At 64.6% G+C, this 15399-nt stretch carries 17 protein-coding genes; 9 read left to right on the plus strand and 8 right to left on the minus strand.

Features of this window, described 5'->3' with window-relative positions:
• The first annotated feature begins 30 nt into the window (after nucleotides 1–30).
• The 9 genes from ACVILI_RS06090 (at nucleotide 31) to ACVILI_RS06130 (ending at nucleotide 9515) form a co-directional block, all read left to right on the plus strand.
• Nucleotides 31–1041, plus strand: a complete 1011-nt coding sequence (locus ACVILI_RS06090; RefSeq protein ID WP_038651369.1) for a C-terminal binding protein — start codon at nucleotides 31–33, stop codon at nucleotides 1039–1041.
• Nucleotides 1038–1763 carry an E3 binding domain-containing protein gene (locus tag ACVILI_RS06095; protein WP_038651372.1) on the plus strand — a complete coding sequence of 242 codons (726 nt, stop codon included), beginning with the start codon at nucleotides 1038–1040 and terminating at the stop codon, nucleotides 1761–1763. Before ACVILI_RS06090 ends, ACVILI_RS06095 begins: the two co-directional genes overlap by 4 nt.
• Nucleotides 1764–1845: 82 nt before the next feature.
• The gene (locus ACVILI_RS06100) at nucleotides 1846–2610 is read left to right on the plus strand and encodes a GntR family transcriptional regulator (protein ID WP_457102356.1); all 765 of its coding nucleotides are present in this window, start codon (nucleotides 1846–1848) and stop codon (nucleotides 2608–2610) included.
• A 262-nt stretch (nucleotides 2611–2872) separates the two neighbouring features.
• Complete coding sequence (locus ACVILI_RS06105) at nucleotides 2873–3937, plus strand: substrate-binding domain-containing protein (protein ID WP_032920846.1); 1065 nt, start codon at nucleotides 2873–2875, stop codon at nucleotides 3935–3937.
• A 58-nt stretch (nucleotides 3938–3995) separates the two neighbouring features.
• A complete protein-coding gene (locus tag ACVILI_RS06110) occupies nucleotides 3996–5063 on the plus strand; it encodes a substrate-binding domain-containing protein (protein ID WP_038653674.1) in 1068 nt (355 codons plus the stop codon).
• 68 nt (nucleotides 5064–5131) lie between these two features.
• On the plus strand, nucleotides 5132–6634 hold the full coding sequence (locus ACVILI_RS06115; RefSeq protein ID WP_240564615.1) for a sugar ABC transporter ATP-binding protein: 1503 nt from the start codon (nucleotides 5132–5134) through the stop codon (nucleotides 6632–6634).
• Nucleotides 6635–6643: 9 nt separating this feature from the next.
• Nucleotides 6644–7666 carry an ABC transporter permease gene (locus ACVILI_RS06120; protein WP_457102738.1) on the plus strand — a complete coding sequence of 341 codons (1023 nt, stop codon included), beginning with the start codon at nucleotides 6644–6646 and terminating at the stop codon, nucleotides 7664–7666.
• A complete protein-coding gene (locus tag ACVILI_RS06125; protein WP_038651383.1) occupies nucleotides 7663–8631 on the plus strand; it encodes an ABC transporter permease in 969 nt (322 codons plus the stop codon). The genes ACVILI_RS06120 and ACVILI_RS06125 overlap by 4 nt, the downstream gene beginning before the upstream one ends.
• 2 nt (nucleotides 8632–8633) lie before the next feature.
• Complete coding sequence (locus tag ACVILI_RS06130; protein ID WP_038651386.1) at nucleotides 8634–9515, plus strand: SMP-30/gluconolactonase/LRE family protein; 882 nt, start codon at nucleotides 8634–8636, stop codon at nucleotides 9513–9515.
• Between the two features lie 67 nt (nucleotides 9516–9582).
• Here ACVILI_RS06130 and ACVILI_RS06135 read toward each other — a convergent pair whose 3' ends face one another.
• The 8 genes from ACVILI_RS06135 to iolE all read right to left on the minus strand — a co-directional run bounded on the left by ACVILI_RS06135 (nucleotide 9583) and on the right by iolE (nucleotide 15395).
• Nucleotides 9583–9798, minus strand: coding sequence for a hypothetical protein (locus ACVILI_RS06135; RefSeq protein WP_038651389.1), 216 nt, complete (start codon nucleotides 9796–9798; stop codon nucleotides 9583–9585).
• Nucleotides 9795–10550, minus strand: coding sequence for a COG4280 domain-containing protein (locus ACVILI_RS06140; protein WP_019862586.1), 756 nt, complete (start codon nucleotides 10548–10550; stop codon nucleotides 9795–9797). Before ACVILI_RS06140 ends, ACVILI_RS06135 begins: the two co-directional genes overlap by 4 nt.
• A 188-nt stretch (nucleotides 10551–10738) precedes the next feature.
• Nucleotides 10739–11368 (minus strand): phosphonate metabolism protein/1,5-bisphosphokinase (PRPP-forming) PhnN, encoded by a 630-nt coding sequence (phnN, locus tag ACVILI_RS06145; RefSeq protein WP_064985184.1) that lies wholly within the window; start codon nucleotides 11366–11368, stop codon nucleotides 10739–10741.
• On the minus strand, nucleotides 11365–12504 hold the full coding sequence (locus ACVILI_RS06150) for an alpha-D-ribose 1-methylphosphonate 5-triphosphate diphosphatase (RefSeq protein ID WP_038651395.1): 1140 nt from the start codon (nucleotides 12502–12504) through the stop codon (nucleotides 11365–11367). The genes phnN and ACVILI_RS06150 overlap by 4 nt, the downstream gene beginning before the upstream one ends.
• Before the next feature lie 35 nt (nucleotides 12505–12539).
• Nucleotides 12540–13247 (minus strand): DUF1045 domain-containing protein, encoded by a 708-nt coding sequence (locus ACVILI_RS06155; protein WP_038651398.1) that lies wholly within the window; start codon nucleotides 13245–13247, stop codon nucleotides 12540–12542.
• A 151-nt stretch (nucleotides 13248–13398) separates the two neighbouring features.
• Nucleotides 13399–14211: a 5-deoxy-glucuronate isomerase gene (iolB, locus tag ACVILI_RS06160; protein ID WP_038651401.1), complete on the minus strand. Its 813-nt coding sequence runs from the start codon at nucleotides 14209–14211 to the stop codon at nucleotides 13399–13401.
• Between the two features lie 4 nt (nucleotides 14212–14215).
• Nucleotides 14216–14434, minus strand: coding sequence for a hypothetical protein (locus ACVILI_RS06165; RefSeq protein ID WP_019862591.1), 219 nt, complete (start codon nucleotides 14432–14434; stop codon nucleotides 14216–14218).
• A 43-nt stretch (nucleotides 14435–14477) separates the two neighbouring features.
• Nucleotides 14478–15395, minus strand: a complete 918-nt coding sequence (gene iolE, locus ACVILI_RS06170) for a myo-inosose-2 dehydratase (protein WP_038651404.1) — start codon at nucleotides 15393–15395, stop codon at nucleotides 14478–14480.
• Nucleotides 15396–15399: the final 4 nt, after the last annotated feature.

Here is a 15399-nt window from a genome sequence, read left to right on the forward strand (position 1 = left end):
CATCGTACCGAGGAAATCCGAAGGGCAAGCATGAAGATCCTTTGCGCCAACTGGCAAGCCGCCGACGAGGCCGAACTCGAGCGGCAGCATTATCCCGATGTGGAGTTCATCCTCGCCCGCTCGACCAACGACAAGGCAGCCGCACTCGATCCTGCCGTCTGCGAGGTGGTCGACGCCGTCATCAACTATTCGCCCACCCACAATGTCGCTGCCGCGCCATCGGCCTTTCCCAAGGCGCGCATCGCCGTGCGTTCCGGCGTCGGCTTCGACAACATCGATACGGCGGGCTGGGGTGCGCGCAAGATTCCGGCCTGCAACGTGCCGGACTATGGCACCACCGAGGTCGCCGACCACGCCATCGGCCTCATGCTGGCGCTGACGCGCGGCACATCGGCCTATGGCGCGGAGCTTTCCAGCCATGGCGCCGGAGGCTGGCATTTTTCCAAGGCGCCGCTGGTGCGCCGGCACAAGGGCGCCACCTTCGGCATTGTCGGTCTCGGCCGCATCGGACTTGCGACGGCGCGCCGCGCCGCCGCCTTCGATATGAAGGTGGTGTTCTATGACCCGCATCTTCTCTCCGGTGTCGACCTGTCGACCGGTTACGAACGTGTCCATTCGCTCAGTGAATTGATGGAGCGGGCGGATGTGGTGAGCGTCCACACGCCGCTCAGCGAGGAGACCCGCAAGCTGCTTGGCGCGGCCGCCTTCGCCGCCGCCAAGCCTGGTCTTGTGCTCATCAACACCGCGCGCGGTCCGATCGTCGATCTCGACGCGCTGGAAGCGGCGATGCGCGAGGGCATCGTCTCCGGCGCCGGCCTCGACGTTTTGCCGAACGAGCCCGGCGATCTCGATCATCCGCTGCTCGCCGCATGGCGCGCCCGAGAACCTTGGATCGCCAATCGGCTGATCGTCACCCCGCACGCCGCCTTCTACAGCCCGGCGTCGATGCGCGACCTCCGGCTGAAATCGATCGAGGTGGTGCACGCCTATCTCGCCGAGGGGCGGCTGACCAACTGCGTGAATTCAGAGTATCTGAAATGAACATCGCGACGGCGCAGACCCGGCTGGCGGTTTCGCCCTATGCCCGCCGCCTAGCGCGCGAGCGTTCCCTGCCGCTCGAAACACTTCGCGGCAGCGGCCTGGGCGGCCGCATCCTGGCCGCCGATGTGCAAGCCTTCGTTCCGGTTGCCGCGCCGGTCGTCTCGCCAAAAGTCGCCCCCGCGGCAGCGCCCCTGTCCCCGACCGCGCCCCGGATCGCCGCCTTTGCCACCTCCGTTGCCCTTGGCGCGCTGGAAGACCTGCTGGCGGCGCTTGAGAGCTCGGGGCATGTGTTCGCCATCGACGACGTGCTGCTGCGAGCCGCCGGTCGCGCATTTGTCGAGATGCCGGAGGCAGCTAGGTTAGGTGGCGCTTGCGTGGCGCTGGAACTGGCGGGTCGGCAAACCGTATTCGCAGTGATTCCGGAGATGCCGCTGACATCGCTGCGCGCCATGCGGCTTGCGGCATTGGCCGACAGCCGGGATGGGACGGGAACGCCAGCGACCCTATCCCTGCGGCTGCTGCCGGCGAGCGACATCAGGCCGGTGATGACGCCGCTTCTGCCGGGCCGTGCCATGCGCCTGACCGTTTCGCCCGACACGCCGGGCGGCCATGCCGAATGCCTGCTGACGATAGATGCGGCAAGTGTTGACGAGGCCACCGCTGCCGCATGGCTCGCGACCCTGAAATCGGTGATCGAACAGCCGCTTCGGCTCTTTGTCTGAGACGGTTGATCGTCAACAGCCTTGCCTAGCCTCGGGCCCAGGAAGCTATTATAAAAGCTTCGACACAGACGCGACGAGGCACATGGACCACCCCACCATAGACAGTCTTCCCAGGCGCACGCTCGGCCGCGCCAACGGGCCGCTTTACCGCCAGCTCGCCGACATTCTGCGCGAACCGATCGGCAACGGCACCTTCCCCGTCGGCGGCGAACTGCCGAAGGAAGCGGCCATTGCCGAGCATTTCGGCGTCAGCCTGATCACGGTTCGCCAGGCGCTGCGCGATCTCGAAGCCGACGGGCTGATCCGCAAGCGCTCGGCCAAGCCTGCCGTGGTCGCGGCGCGCAGCCCCTCGGTCAATCTGAGCTGGAAGTTCAAGAATTTCGCCGACATGGCGGCCTTCACCAAGGATGCCGAGCTGACGGTGAAATCCTACCGCAAGGAGGTTTCGCCCGTGCTCCAGCGGCATTTCGGCATGGGCAAGGACGAGGCCGGCTATTGCCTGCGCAGCGTGCTGTCGATCGGCGAACAGCGCAAGGCGCAGATCACCACCTATTTCCCGCCCGACATCGGCGCGCGCCTGAAGCGGGAGGATTTTTCGGACGTGCTGATCTTCCGTTCGGTGCAGCAACATCTCGGCCTGCGGCTCGACGTGGCGCATGTCACGGTGCGCGCCGAGATCGCCGACGAGGCGGTTGCCGCCGACCTTGGCATAACGCTCGGCAGTCCGGTGCTGACGGTAGAGATGCTCTACCAGTCGGCGGACCAGCGCAGCATCGAATTCTCCGTCGCCCGCCACCCCGCCGATATCTTCAGCATCACTTACGACGCGCCGAACGACCTGTCCTGAAGCGCGCCGGAGGCGGGATTTTCTGCTGACGTCGCATAGACAGGCCCATAAAATTATAATAGCATGATAGCTAGGCTGAAGTGCCGGCCACGGGAGACGTCGCAAGAGAAGAACTCCTGCGAATTCGGCTCGCGGACGCAGCCTTTGGGAAGTCTGGGCAAATTGACAACAGCGATTGGTACCGGTATCAATTTGTCGTCTTCATCCGACTAAGATGGCGCAGTCCATCACCGGCTGGGCAGGAAATACAGGGAGGAAGACCATGAAACTAAGGAGCTTGAGCGCCTGCTTCGTGGCGCTTGCCGGGTTCGCAGCGTCGATGGCTGCGATGCCGGGCCATACCGCGACCCAGAAACCGTACACCATCTATCTCTCGAACAATTTCGTCGGCAATGACTGGCGCCAGCAGATGGAACGCGTCGCCAATGTCGCCGTCAACAAGGGGCCGCTGAAGGGTCGCGTCGACCTCAAGATCGAAAATGCCGAGAACACCGTTCAGGCGCAGATCAATTCGCTGAACAACATCATCCGCCAGAAACCGGCCGCCATCCTCATCGATGCGTCGTCGGCCGAGGCGCTCAATCCCACCATCAAGAAGGCCTGCGACGCCGGTATCATCGTCGTCAGCTTCGACCAGACCGTGTCTGCCGAATGCGCCTACAAGATGCATTCCGATTTCGATATCATGGCCAACAACCAGGCCGAGTGGATGGCTTCCATCCTCGGCGGCAAGGGCAAGGTCTTCATGGATCGCGGCCTCGCCGGCGCGCCGATCTCGGAACAGTTCGAGAAGAACTTTGGCGCCGTGCTGAAGAAATATCCCGGCATCGAGATCGTCGGCTATTTCAACGGCAACTATGCCGCCGGCCCCGAACAGGAAGGCGTCGCCAGCCTGCTCGCCGCGCATCCGGAAGTCGACGGCATCTTCTCGCAGGGCTACGGTACAGGCGCCATCAAGGCGCTGCAGAATGCCGACCGGCCGATGGTGCCGATCGTCGCCGCCGCCTTCAACGGCACCGGCGTGACTTGCGCGCAGACCAAGGGCGCCAAATGCTGGCTCGGCGCCAATCCGCCGTCGCTGTCGGCCGAAGCGATCAAGCTCGCGGTCGACATACTGGACACTGGCAAGAAGCCGGCCGACACCACCGTGCTGTTCAATTCGCCCGGCCTGACCACGGATATGGTCGATGCCAAATATGCGCCGAATTCCTCGGCGGTGAAGATCGAGCTCGGCAAGACCGTATTTCCCGATCTCGCGCCGGGACTTTCCTTGCCGGTGTCGCCGAGCTGGGTGGAGATCACCCCCAAGGAGGCCTCGGGAACCTGATTTGGTGAATTGCAATGCGCCGCATCGGGCGCGAAACGAAAAACGGGAGGAGAAAATCATGAAATCATTGAGCCGTAACATCGGCCTCGCAGCTTTTGCCGCCACCATGATGGCTGCCGGCATGCAGACTGGCCACGCCGAGGACAAGAAGCCCTACACCATCTATCTTTCGAACAATTTCGTCGGCAATGACTGGCGCCAACAGATGGAGCGCGTCGCCACCGTCTCGGTCAACAAAGGGCCGCTGAAGGGCCGCGTCGACCTCAAGATCGAGAATGTCGAGAACACCGTCCAGGCGCAGATCAACTCGCTGAACAACATCATCCGCCAGAAGCCGGACGCCATCCTCGTCGATGCCGGTTCGGACTCGGCCTTGAATCCGACCATCAAGAAGGCCTGCGACGCCGGCATCGTCGTCATCTCCTTCGACCAGGTGGTGACCGAACCCTGCGCCTATGCCGTCGCTTCCGACTGGGACCGCATCCCCTCCGTCATGGCCGAGTGGATGGCCACGCAGCTCGGCGGCAAGGGCAACATCATCCTCGACCGCGGCCTCGCCGGCGCGCCGATCTCGGCGCAGCTGCAGGGGGGCTATGAGAAGGTGCTGGCCAAATATCCCGACATCAAGGTCGTCGGCTACTACAACGGCAACTATGCGCTCGGACCGGAACAGTCGGGTGTCGCGGCGCTGCTCGCCGCCAATCCGAAGATCGACGGCATCATGACGCAAGGCTATGGCTCGGGCGCCATCCAGGCGCTGAAGGATGCCGGCCGGCCGATCGTCCCGGTCGTCGGCTTCTCCTACAATGTCGCCGCCGTCACCTGCGCGCAGACGCAAGGCGCCAAGTGCATCCTGGGCTCCAACCCGGCCTACCTCTCCTCGGAAGCGATCAAGCTGGCGGTCGACATTCTCGACACCGGCAAGAAGCCGGCCGAGCGTTCCGTCTCGGTCAAGGGCGATTTCGTCACCACCGATCCCTTCGAGTCCAAGCTCTATCCGGGCACCAAGATGATCAAGATCGCCATTGGCGAAAATGCCTTCCCGGACCAGGCGCCCGGCCTGACGCTGCCGATCACGCCCGACTGGGTAGAGATCACCGCTGCGGAAGCCGCCGGGGCGAAGTAACATCCAGTGACCATGACCCTGTCTCCCGGCATCGCAAGATGTCGGGAGAGCTTTTCGAAGGCGCATGCATGGACCTTGTCACCGTCAACGGCCTGTCCAAACGCTATGGCGGCATTGTCGCGCTGAGCGAGGCGACATTCAGCGCCCGTGCCGGCGAGGTGCATGCCCTGCTTGGCGAGAATGGCGCGGGCAAGAGCACCTTCATCCAGATCCTGTCGGGCGCCGTGCAGCATGATGGCGGCTCGATCCTGGTTGATGGCCAGGATTATCGCCCGGCCAATCCGGATGCGGCGCAGGCACGCGGCATCGCCGCAGTCTTCCAGGAGTTGTCGCTGATCCCTGATCTCAGCGTCGAACAGAACATCTGGTTTCGCCATGAGCCGCGCACGTGGCTTGGCACCGTCAACCGCACGGAGATGCGCCGCAAGACGCTGGCGTTGCTGGAAAAATACAACTTCCCGGCGCTGCGCCCCGATCAGGAGCTGCGGCGGCTGACCCTGGCCGAACGGCAGATCGTCGAGATCGCCAAGGGCCTGGCCAAGGACCCGCGCATCCTGATCCTCGACGAGGCGACCTCGGCGCTGCCGGCGCGGGAAGCTGAATGGCTGCTCAAGCTCACCCGGCAGCTCGCCGCCGAAGGCCGGCTGGTCATTTTCATCTCGCACCGCATGGCCGAGGTGCGCGCCATCGCCGACCGGCTGACCATCTTCCGCAATGGCAGCACCGTCGCCGCGCATGAGGCCGATGCGGTGTCCGACAATGAGATCGTAACCCAGATGATCGGCCGCCATCTCGACCGGCTCTATCCCGAGCGTGTGTCCACCGCGACAGATCGCATCGCTCTCGGAGTAAAGGGGTTTTCGAGCGGCAGCCGGCTTTCCGGCGTCGACTTCGCGCTGCGCGAAGGCGAGGTGCTCGGCGTCGGCGGTTTGCAAGGCCATGGCCAGCGCGAACTGTTTCAGGCGCTGTTCGGCGCCACCAAGGCAAGCGGCTCGATCGAACTGTGGGGCAAGCCGGTTTCGATCGGCAATCCGCGCCAGGCGCTGACCGGCAAGGATGGCATCGCGCTGGTACCGGAGGACCGGCGCGGCCAGGGCCTGCTTTTGACCAAGAGCGTGCGCGAGAATTTGACGCTGTCGGTCATCAAGCGCTTCACTGAAAACGGCTTGCTCAGCCGGCAAAAGGAAGCGGCGCTCGTCAAGGAGATGGTCGATTTCCTGCGTATCAAGGCCGGCACGTCGGAACAGCTTGCCGGCACCTTGTCAGGCGGCAACCAGCAGAAGGTGATCTTCGGCAAGATGCTTTTGACGCAGGCGCGCGTGCTGTTGCTCTACGATCCGACGCGCGGCGTGGATGTCGGCACCAAGGGCGAGATTTTCCAGCTGATGCGCGACCTCGCCGCCAAGGGCTATGCGATCCTGTTCCATTCCAGCGACATGCCGGAACTCGTCCATGTCGCCGACCGCGTGCTGGTGATGCGCAACGGCCGCATTGCCGCGACGCTGGAGGGGGATCACATTTCGGAGGAGGAAATCCTGCGCGCCGCCATGCTTGAAACCAGGGCGGCCTGAATCATGGTGATGTCCGTGGAGCAGACTGTGGAGATGGCGCAGAGGCCGGCCGAGACGAAGCCCACCAAGCCGGCCATCGACTGGCGCGGCCGCCTGCTCGACCGCGCGCCGTTCCTGGTCGCCTGCCTGATGCTGGCCTTGATTGTCGGCATCTATGGCAGCCTACAATCCGGCGTCTTCTCGCTGGACGAACTGAATCTCGACACGGCGGCGGCGATGACGCTGATGCTGGCGGCGACCGGGCAGACCATCGTGCTGCTGCGCGGCGGCATCGACCTGTCGATCGGCGGCATGATCAGCCTCGGCACGGTGATCGCGGCGACGCGCTTTACCGACGATCCGTCGATCACGGCACTTTGGGCGCTGATCATCCTGGCGCTCGGTTTCCTGATCGGCGCACTCAACGGCCTGCTGATCTCGCTGCTCAAGCTGCAGCCCTTCCTGGTCACGCTCGCCACCTGGTCGATCCTCAACGGCGTCGCCATGATCATCCTGCCGACCGATGGCGGCAGCATTCCCTCATGGTGGGTTGGCTTCGCTTCCGCACAGCCCCTCGGCCTGACCAGCCCGGTCTGGATGCTGCTGGTGCTGCTGTTGTTCTGGTGGTGGTTTCGCGCGACGCGGGTCGGCATCGCCATCCAGGCGACCGGCTCCAACGAAAAGTCGGCCTTCCTGTCCGGCGTCTCGATCGCAAGGGTCAACCTCGTCACCTATGGCCTGTCCGGCCTGTTCGCGGCTGGTGCGGCGCTGTTCCTGGTGACGCAGACCGGCGCCGGCTCGCCCACCATCGGCAAGGATTATATCCTGCCTTCGGTGGCGGCGGCGGTCATCGGCGGCGTCAGCCTGTTCGGCGGACGCGGCCATCTCGCCGGCACGCTGATCGGCGCCTTCGTGCTCACCCTGATAGGCAATCTGGTCTTCGTCCTGCATGTGTCGAGCTATTGGCAGCCGGTCGCCTCCGGCGTCATCCTGTTGCTCTCGGTGCTGGCCAGTTCCGTCGCCGAGAAAGCCGCAAGGAACCGTGTCCAATGAGCGCTTTCCTTGCCCGCAACCGCCTCATCGTGCTCGCCTATGCCGGCATGGTGGTGCTGCTTCTGGTCACGGCGCTGTTCTCGCCGGGTTTCCTGTCGGTCTCCAACATGCGCTCCACCGTCGTGCTGGCCGCCTTCGTCGGCATCGTCGCGCTCGGCCAGACCTTCGTCATCATCGGCGGCGGCATCGACCTGTCGGTGCCCTGGGTGCTGAATTCGGCCGCCATCATCATGGCGCTGCTGTGCGGCGGCCAGGATCTGCCGCTGGTCTGGGTCATGCCGCTGCTGCTTGCCGGCGGCGCTTTCATCGGCCTCATCAACGGCATCGGCGTTGCCCAGTTCGGCGTGCCGCCGATCATCATGACGCTGGCCACAAACGTCATCCTGCAAGGGCTGATCCTGGTGCTGACGGGCGGCTCGCCGACGCCTTCGGCCCCGGCCCTGATCCAGTTCCTGTCGGTCGGGCGGCTCGGTGGTTTTCCGGTCATCGCGCTGATCTGGCTGGCGCTGACCCTGGTGGCGACGCTGCTGCTCTCCAAGGCGGCGTTCGGCCGCCATCTCTACGCGCTAGGCACCAGCGCCACGGTCGCCGAATTCTCCGGCGTGCCGACCGCACGCACCACTATCCTCACCTATGTCATCTCAGGCCTCACCGCCGCTTTCGCCGGCATGCTTTTGACCGGCTATTCCGGTCAGGCCTATCTCGGCATGGGCGACGCCTATCTGTTCACCTCGATCGCGGCGGTGGCCATCGGCGGCGCCTCCATCCTCGGGGGCAGCGGCCATTATCTCGGCACCGTCGCCGGCGCCATGGTGCTCACCATCCTCACCGGCCTTTTGCCGGCGCTGAACCTGTCGAGCGGAGCGCTGCTCATCGTTTACGGCGCTGTCATCCTGCTCACCGTGTCGATCGGCAGCGAGACCTTCGCCGGCCTCGGCGGCAGGCTGCGGAGAAAAGAGGGCTGACCATGGTCGAAATCACTTGCGTCGTCGATGCCAGGGCCGAACTCGGCGAAGGCACGCTCTGGGACCCCAAGGCCGGCGTGCTGTGGTGGATCGACATCTGGAAGAAGCTGATCCACCGCTATGATCCAGCGACCGGCAAGGACGAGACCTTCGAGACACCGGAATATCTCGGCTGCCTCGGCCTGCGCGAGAGGGGCGGCCTTGTGCTGACCATGGCCAACGGCTTTCACTTCTTCGACCCGGCGACCGGCACTTTCCAGGCGATCGTCGACCCGGAATCTCATATGCCCAACACCCGTTTCAATGACGGCAAGCCGGATCGCCAGGGCCGCTTCTGGTCGGGCTCGATGTTCGAGGTGCCGGGTCAGCCGATCGAATTCATCGGCGCGCTTTATAGGCTCGATCCCGACCTTTCCGTGCACAAGATGATCGATGGCATCGGTTGCTCCAATGGGCTGGCCTGGAGCCCGGATTCCAAGACCATGTATTTCTCCGACAGCCATGCCGGCGCGGTGTGGGCCTATGATTTCGAGGCCGCCACCGGCGATATCGAAAACCGCCGCACCTTCATCGACATGACGGCGACCGGCGGCGTCGCCGACGGCGCCACCGTAGATGCCGAGGGATGCTATTGGGTGACCATCCCGGTGACCAGCAAGGTCTGCCGATATGATCCTGATGGCGAATTGATGCAGACCGTGGTTCTGCCGACCGACCTGCCGACCTGCTGCGAATTCGGTGGCAAGGACCTCGACATCCTCTATGTCACGTCAGCCGTCCTCAAGCGCCCGGCCAGCCACTTCGTCCGCCAGAAGAATCCGGGTGGACTGTTCGCGCTCGATGTCGGCGTCAAGGGCCTGACCCTGCCGGCGTTCAAGGGATAGCCAGCATCGCTGGGGCATCGTTTTGCTATCGAAACGATGCCCGAGGTAGCGGCCATGCGGGCCGCCTTTATCGTTTGACCGCACGTGCCGCGCGGCGAACGCTTTGCAGCAGGATGGCGAGGCAGCCGACCAGCAGCAGCACGCCGCCGAGCAGCGGCGGCAGGGCCAGCAGCTTCACCGCCGCCGCGACGGCGGCCACCAGCACCAGCGCCAACAGCGCCAGATTGCCGTCATCGACGAACATGCCGAAGAATTCCCTGGCAACAAGACGGATGATGCTCATCGGGCGAATCCTCCGGCTGATACGGGATAGGTGCCGCGCAGCCAGCGCACCATGGCAAAGGACGCCAGCGTGACGATGGAGAAGATGGCGAGCAGAGCGAGATCGGCGCCCGGCCAGTCGGCGCCTATGCCTTCGCCGGTCCAGAAGATGCCGAAGCTGGTCAGCATCAGCCCGACCACGAATTTCAGCGCATTCTCCGGCACGCGTGCCAGCGGCCGGTGCACCGCCAGGCCGATAAGCATCACCAGGACGAAGGCTGCCAGCGCGCCCAGGCTGGCGTAGAGCGTCTGCCCATGGGCGGCGCCGACGGCAATGACGATGAACACAACCTCGACACCCTCGAGCAGCACCGCCTTGAACGAGGCCAGGCCGGCGAGGTAGTCGGCGCGGCGGTCATTGGCCTGCTGGCTGAGGGCGGCGGTCTCCTTGGAGAAGGCCGCCTCCTCGTCATGCAGTGCAATGACGCCGACGCTGCGCAGGATGGCCTTTCGCAGCCAGCGCATGCCGAACAGGACCAGCAGCACCCCGACGATGAACTGCAGCGTGGTGATCGGCACCAGCGCCAGCAGCGGCCCGAACGCCAGCACCAGCGCCGCCAGCAACGCCAGCGCCAAGGCGGCGCCAGTCAGCGCCGGGCGCCAGCTGCGCGTCACGCCGACCGCAAGCACGATGGTGAAGGCTTCGACGACCTCGACGAAGGAGGCGAGAAATGCCGCCGTGACCGTCGGGAGGATGGGCGTCAGCGTCTGCATGAAAGCTCCCTGTCCTCGTTCGCCCCGGATTCTCTGATCGGGTGTTCCAGGACGCGTGGCCTGGAATCACTTCTGTGGTCAGCACCACATAGCGCTCCGGAAGCCGCGGGAAAGCAAGTGAGCGCCAATGGGCGGCGCTTGGGGCCAATTGAGCCGCGCACGCTGCCGCTGCAGGATGCACGCCTAAATCAGATCATGCCCGACATGTCGGAGAAGGCCATTGCCTTGCGCAGCAGCTCGGCGAAGCGCTCGCCCGCCACTTCGCGCGGGCCGCTATTGTCGATCGTGGTCACGCCGGGGCCGGTCAGGGTCACATTGGCGCTGCGCGCCAGGCGCGCCAGCACTTCGCCGCGCGACTCGCGGCCGCGCATCGCCAGCCGCTCGGCCAACACGTCAGGCGAAGCGGTGATCTCGACAATGGCCAGATTGGCATAGCGCTCGCGCAAGGTGGGAATGATCGCACGCGACACGTTCGCCACCGCCACATGGCCATTGGCGACCGACCAGTCGACATCGGCAGGCAGGCCGTAGCGCAAGCCATGCGCTTCCCAGGAGATGGCGAAGGCGCCGTCGGCCTCGGCCTCGACGAAGGCGGCGTCGGCCAGTGTGTCGTGATCCTCGCTCGCCGCATCGCTTGGCCGGGTGATGACGCGGCGGACGAATTCCAGCCGGGTCTCATCGGCGAAGAGGGCACGGGCGTAACCGATCACCGTGTCCTTGCCGGCGCCGCTCGGCCCCACGACGGCGACAAAGACGCCATGACGCACAGGGAACGTTTCAGCGGACAACTCGCGCTCGATCAAGGCCGACACCATCATGCGACCCGGCGCCCTTGCCGCCAGACGGTGCGCACCACCGGAACATGGTCGTCGACGCGCACGCGCACCAGGTCGGCGCGGCGGCCCTGCTCGATGACGCCGCGGTCGGTCAGGCCAACGGCCTCGGCCGGGTTCTTCGACACCATGGCGACCGCCTGCGGCAGCGAAATGCCTTCGACCATGTCGCCGAGGAAGAAGGCCGACTGGATCAGGCTGAAGGGAATATAGTCTGATGACAAGATGTCGAGCAGGCCGTCGCCGGCCAGCGCGCGCGCCGAGACATTGCCCGAATGCGAGGCGCCGCGCATGACATTCGGCGCACCCATCAGAACACCCAGGCCCGCGGCCTTCGAAGCGCGCGCCGCTTCCTCGGTGGTCGGGAACTCGGCAACGCGCACGCCCTGCTCGATCGCCTCGTCGACATGGCCCGATGTGGCGTCGTCATGGCTGGCAAGCACAATGCCGCGCTCACGGCAGGCAGCCGCGATCACCGCGCGGTTCGGCGCCGAATAGCGCGCCGATTCCGCCAGCCGCTTTTCGCAGAACAGTTTGAAGTCGCGGTCGGTCAGCTTCAGCTTGCGCTGGTAGTAATAGGCATAGGTTTCGAGATTGACGAACTGACGCTGGCCGGGCGCATGGTCCATCAGCGAGGCCAGCTTGACCCGGTCGTCCCGGTCGAAATCGGCGAAGGCCTGCAGGCAGTCCGGCGCCGAAACCTCGCAGCGCAGATGCAGGAAGTGATCGGCGCGCAGACGATCCTGCGCGACGCTGTCCTCGATGGCATCGGCCAGCTTGCGGATATCGGCTAAGGTGAGGTCGGCGTCCTCGTCCATGCCGACGCGCAAGGCGTCGAGCACGGTGGTGATGCCGGCCGTCGCCACCTGCGCGTCATGGGCAAGCACTGCGGCGATCGGATTCCAGCGCACCTTAGGCCGGGGTGCGTAATGGCCTTCCAGGTGGTCGGTGTGCAGCTCGACCAGCCCGGGAATGACATAGTCGCCGCCCATGTCCTCGCCCGACCGGCTGCCGCCGGCATCGATGCCGGCGATAAAGCCATCACGCAGCACCAGCGACCCCTCGACGATCTCGTTGGCAAGCACGATGCGGGCGTTGGAAAGAGCGGTTTCGGCGGTCATTTCGGGCAGTCCTTTGGTTCTTCGAGCAGGTTAGTTCAGGCAGTTTTCCTTGCCGGGCGGCGTCCCAGCGCGTGCTGCGAAAGCACCATGAACGGCGCGCCCGGTTCGGGCTCGATAAACAGCGTCAACGCGTCGACCAGCACCGGCTGCCGCAACACATCCGCGAACAGGCTGTCGATTGCTGCGCGCAAACGAGGGCTTTCCTGTGGCCCGGCGCGGCCCGACAGAGTCATGTGGAAGCGGAAGGTCTCGAAGACATAGGGGTAACCCCACTGGCAGAGATTGCGGAACTCGGCCGGCTTCAGCGAATCCGGGCTGCGCCGTTCGATCTCGGCCTCGGTCAGTGGCGCGCGGAAGCGGTCGAAATCGCGCACCACCTCGTCGGCGAAACGGTTGAGCGGCGGCAGCGGTCCTTCCGGCACCAGCGCGAAGAAGCTGTCGATCTGGCTGACGAAGAGACGCGGGATCGTCACAACCGGCGTCGCTTCGGCAAAATGGTCGATTGCGGCGCGCAGCGACGTCTCGGTCTCGCTGGCAGCCAGGCGAAAGGGTGCTTTCAGCGTCGCGTGGAAGCCATAGCGGCGTGCCGAGGCGGTGTGGAAGGCAACTTCCTCCGCCGCCAGATCGGCCACGGCCTCAACCGGCCTTGTCGCCGCGCCGAATGGGTCACGGCCCAGCCAGTTGGCGGCGATCCGCGCCAGCGGTTCGTCCTGCCGGGGGGTGAAGTAGATGGCATAACGCATCGAAAATCCTCGTCAGACCGCTGCCATAGGTGATTTCCATGACGGATTGACGAAGCTTTGAAGGGTTTTCGAAGGCAAATCGACCCAATAGGTCCTTAGCCGACGATTTTTCCGAGCTGGACCAATAAGTTCAGCCGGAAACGCAAAACGGTCAGGCCTTCATCAACCATTCGTGCTCGGGCGCATTGTGGAATTTCCACGTCCGCTTCGGCCCGGCCATGACGTTGAGATAGTAGAGATCGTAGCCATGGCAGGCGGCGCAGGGGTGATAGCCTTTGGGCACCAGCACGACATCGCCATCCTCGATCGCCATGGCTTCGTCCAGCGCGCGATGGCCATTCGTGTCGGCATCGGTGTAGACGCGCTGGAAGGCAAAGCCCTGCGGCGGGTTGAGGCGGTGGTAATAGGTCTCCTCGAGATAGGATTCTGCCGGCAGATTGTCCTGGTCATGCTTGTGCGGCGGATAGCTCGACGTGTGGCCGCCCGGCGTGATGACCTCGACCACCAGCAAGGAATCGGCCGGCTTGCCTTCCGGCAGGATGTTGGTGACGTAGCGCGTGTTGGTGCCCTTGCCGCGCACCTCCTGGCCGAGATCGTCCGGCCCGATCACCCGAACCGGCAAGCCGCCGCCGAGGCCGGGGGCCGAGCAGACTGCGAGTTCCAATTCGGTGTCCGCTGTCACCGACCAGTCCGATCCCTCGGGCACATAGACCGACCACGGCTTGCCCTCGAAAGGCGACATACGCGCGCCGAGCAGGCCGAGATCCTTGCCGCCGGCTGTCGCGCTGCCCTTGCCGGTGACGAACACCAGGCAGACTTCGCGGTCTTGCGTCTTTCCCGAGGCGCTTTCGCCGGGCTGCAGCCGATGCAGGTCGAAACCGACATAGGTCCAGCCGGCGCTTTTCGGCGTCACATGGGCAACGCGGCCATGGCCCTTGTCGGCCTTCACCAGCAGCTTCGACATCGGGTTACTCCTTCGGTTCGGACTCGGCCGGCGCCTTGTTCTCATCAACCGGCTTGTACAGATAAAAAAACTGCCAGACGGCATAGCCGGCGAAGCCGAGCGCGATGGTGCCCCAGAATGGCGTGCCGGTGGTGAACTCGATGATCGACCAGATGATACAGACCGCGACGACGGCGACACGCCGCCACAACGGGCGGAAGAAGGGGTGCTCGGAATCTTTCATCGGGCCAATCTACAGCAACCTGCCTCGCCGTGAACCCGTCGCGTCAGGCATTCGGAAAACCCTGGGTTTCGACCGTGTAGCCGGCTGATGTCATCACCCGCATCAGCTCCTTGTGGCCGACCTGCGCCATCTTGAGCGGCGGGTTCTTCTTCGGGTCCTGCTCGGCCTCGACCACGAACCAGCCTTCATAGCCATGGTCGGCGAAGCGCTGCACGATGGCGCCGAAGTCGAGCGAGCCGTCGCCCGGCACGGTGAAGGCGCCGAGCGCCACGGCGTCGAGGAACGACTGTTTCGTGCGGTCGAGCCTGTCGATCACATCCATGCGCACATCCTTCACATGCACATGGCTGATGCGCTTGTGGTGGTTGTCGATGGCGCGCAGCACATCGCCGCCGGCAAAGGCCAGGTGTCCGGCATCGAGCAGCAGCGGAATGCCTTCGCCGGAATGGCGCATGAATGCATCGAGCTCCGGCTCGGTCTCGACCACCGCCGCCATGTGGTGATGATAGGACAGCGGCATGCCTTGTTCGGCGCACCATTCGCCGAATTCGGTCAGGCGCCTTGCATAGGCCTTCATCTCGTCGCCGGTGAGTTTCGGCTTGGTGGCCAGCGGCTTCGAGCGGTCGCCCTGGATCGAGCGGCCGACCTCGCCATAGACGATGCAAGGCGCGTTGACCGCCTTGAACAGCTCGATCATCGGCTGGATGCGATCCTTGTTCTTGCTCATCTCCTCATCGACCAGCGTGCCGGAAAACCAGCCGCCGCACAGCGTCACGTCGGCGGCTTTCAGGATCGGCAGCATGACAGCGGGATCGTTGGGGAAGCGCCGCCCCATCTCCATGCCGGTGAAGCCGGCCGAGCGCGACTGGCGCAGGCACTCCTCCAGCGACACGTCATCGCTCAGTTCCGCAAGATCGTCGTTCCACCACGCGATGGGGGACATGCCCAGTTTGGCTTTCAAGTCG

Source organism: Mesorhizobium sp. USDA 4775 (assembly GCF_054062655.1).

Excerpts from the sequence above, each read along its gene's own strand:
- ACVILI_RS06090 (WP_038651369.1), top strand. The coding sequence starts at position 31 with ATGAAGATCCTTTGCGCCAACTGGCAAGCCGCCGACGAGGCCGAACTC.
- ACVILI_RS06095 (WP_038651372.1), top strand. The coding sequence starts at position 1,038 with ATGAACATCGCGACGGCGCAGACCCGGCTGGCGGTTTCGCCCTATGCC.
- ACVILI_RS06100 (WP_457102356.1), top strand. The coding sequence starts at position 1,846 with ATGGACCACCCCACCATAGACAGTCTTCCCAGGCGCACGCTCGGCCGC.
- ACVILI_RS06105 (WP_032920846.1), top strand. The coding sequence starts at position 2,873 with ATGAAACTAAGGAGCTTGAGCGCCTGCTTCGTGGCGCTTGCCGGGTTC.
- ACVILI_RS06110 (WP_038653674.1), top strand. The coding sequence starts at position 3,996 with ATGAAATCATTGAGCCGTAACATCGGCCTCGCAGCTTTTGCCGCCACC.
- ACVILI_RS06115 (WP_240564615.1), top strand. The coding sequence starts at position 5,132 with ATGGACCTTGTCACCGTCAACGGCCTGTCCAAACGCTATGGCGGCATT.
- ACVILI_RS06120 (WP_457102738.1), top strand. The coding sequence starts at position 6,644 with ATGTCCGTGGAGCAGACTGTGGAGATGGCGCAGAGGCCGGCCGAGACG.
- ACVILI_RS06125 (WP_038651383.1), top strand. The coding sequence starts at position 7,663 with ATGAGCGCTTTCCTTGCCCGCAACCGCCTCATCGTGCTCGCCTATGCC.
- ACVILI_RS06130 (WP_038651386.1), top strand. The coding sequence starts at position 8,634 with ATGGTCGAAATCACTTGCGTCGTCGATGCCAGGGCCGAACTCGGCGAA.
- ACVILI_RS06135 (WP_038651389.1), bottom strand. The coding sequence starts at position 9,798 with ATGAGCATCATCCGTCTTGTTGCCAGGGAATTCTTCGGCATGTTCGTC.
- ACVILI_RS06140 (WP_019862586.1), bottom strand. The coding sequence starts at position 10,550 with ATGCAGACGCTGACGCCCATCCTCCCGACGGTCACGGCGGCATTTCTC.
- phnN (WP_064985184.1), bottom strand. The coding sequence starts at position 11,368 with ATGATGGTGTCGGCCTTGATCGAGCGCGAGTTGTCCGCTGAAACGTTC.
- ACVILI_RS06150 (WP_038651395.1), bottom strand. The coding sequence starts at position 12,504 with ATGACCGCCGAAACCGCTCTTTCCAACGCCCGCATCGTGCTTGCCAAC.
- ACVILI_RS06155 (WP_038651398.1), bottom strand. The coding sequence starts at position 13,247 with ATGCGTTATGCCATCTACTTCACCCCCCGGCAGGACGAACCGCTGGCG.
- iolB (WP_038651401.1), bottom strand. The coding sequence starts at position 14,211 with ATGTCGAAGCTGCTGGTGAAGGCCGACAAGGGCCATGGCCGCGTTGCC.
- ACVILI_RS06165 (WP_019862591.1), bottom strand. The coding sequence starts at position 14,434 with ATGAAAGATTCCGAGCACCCCTTCTTCCGCCCGTTGTGGCGGCGTGTC.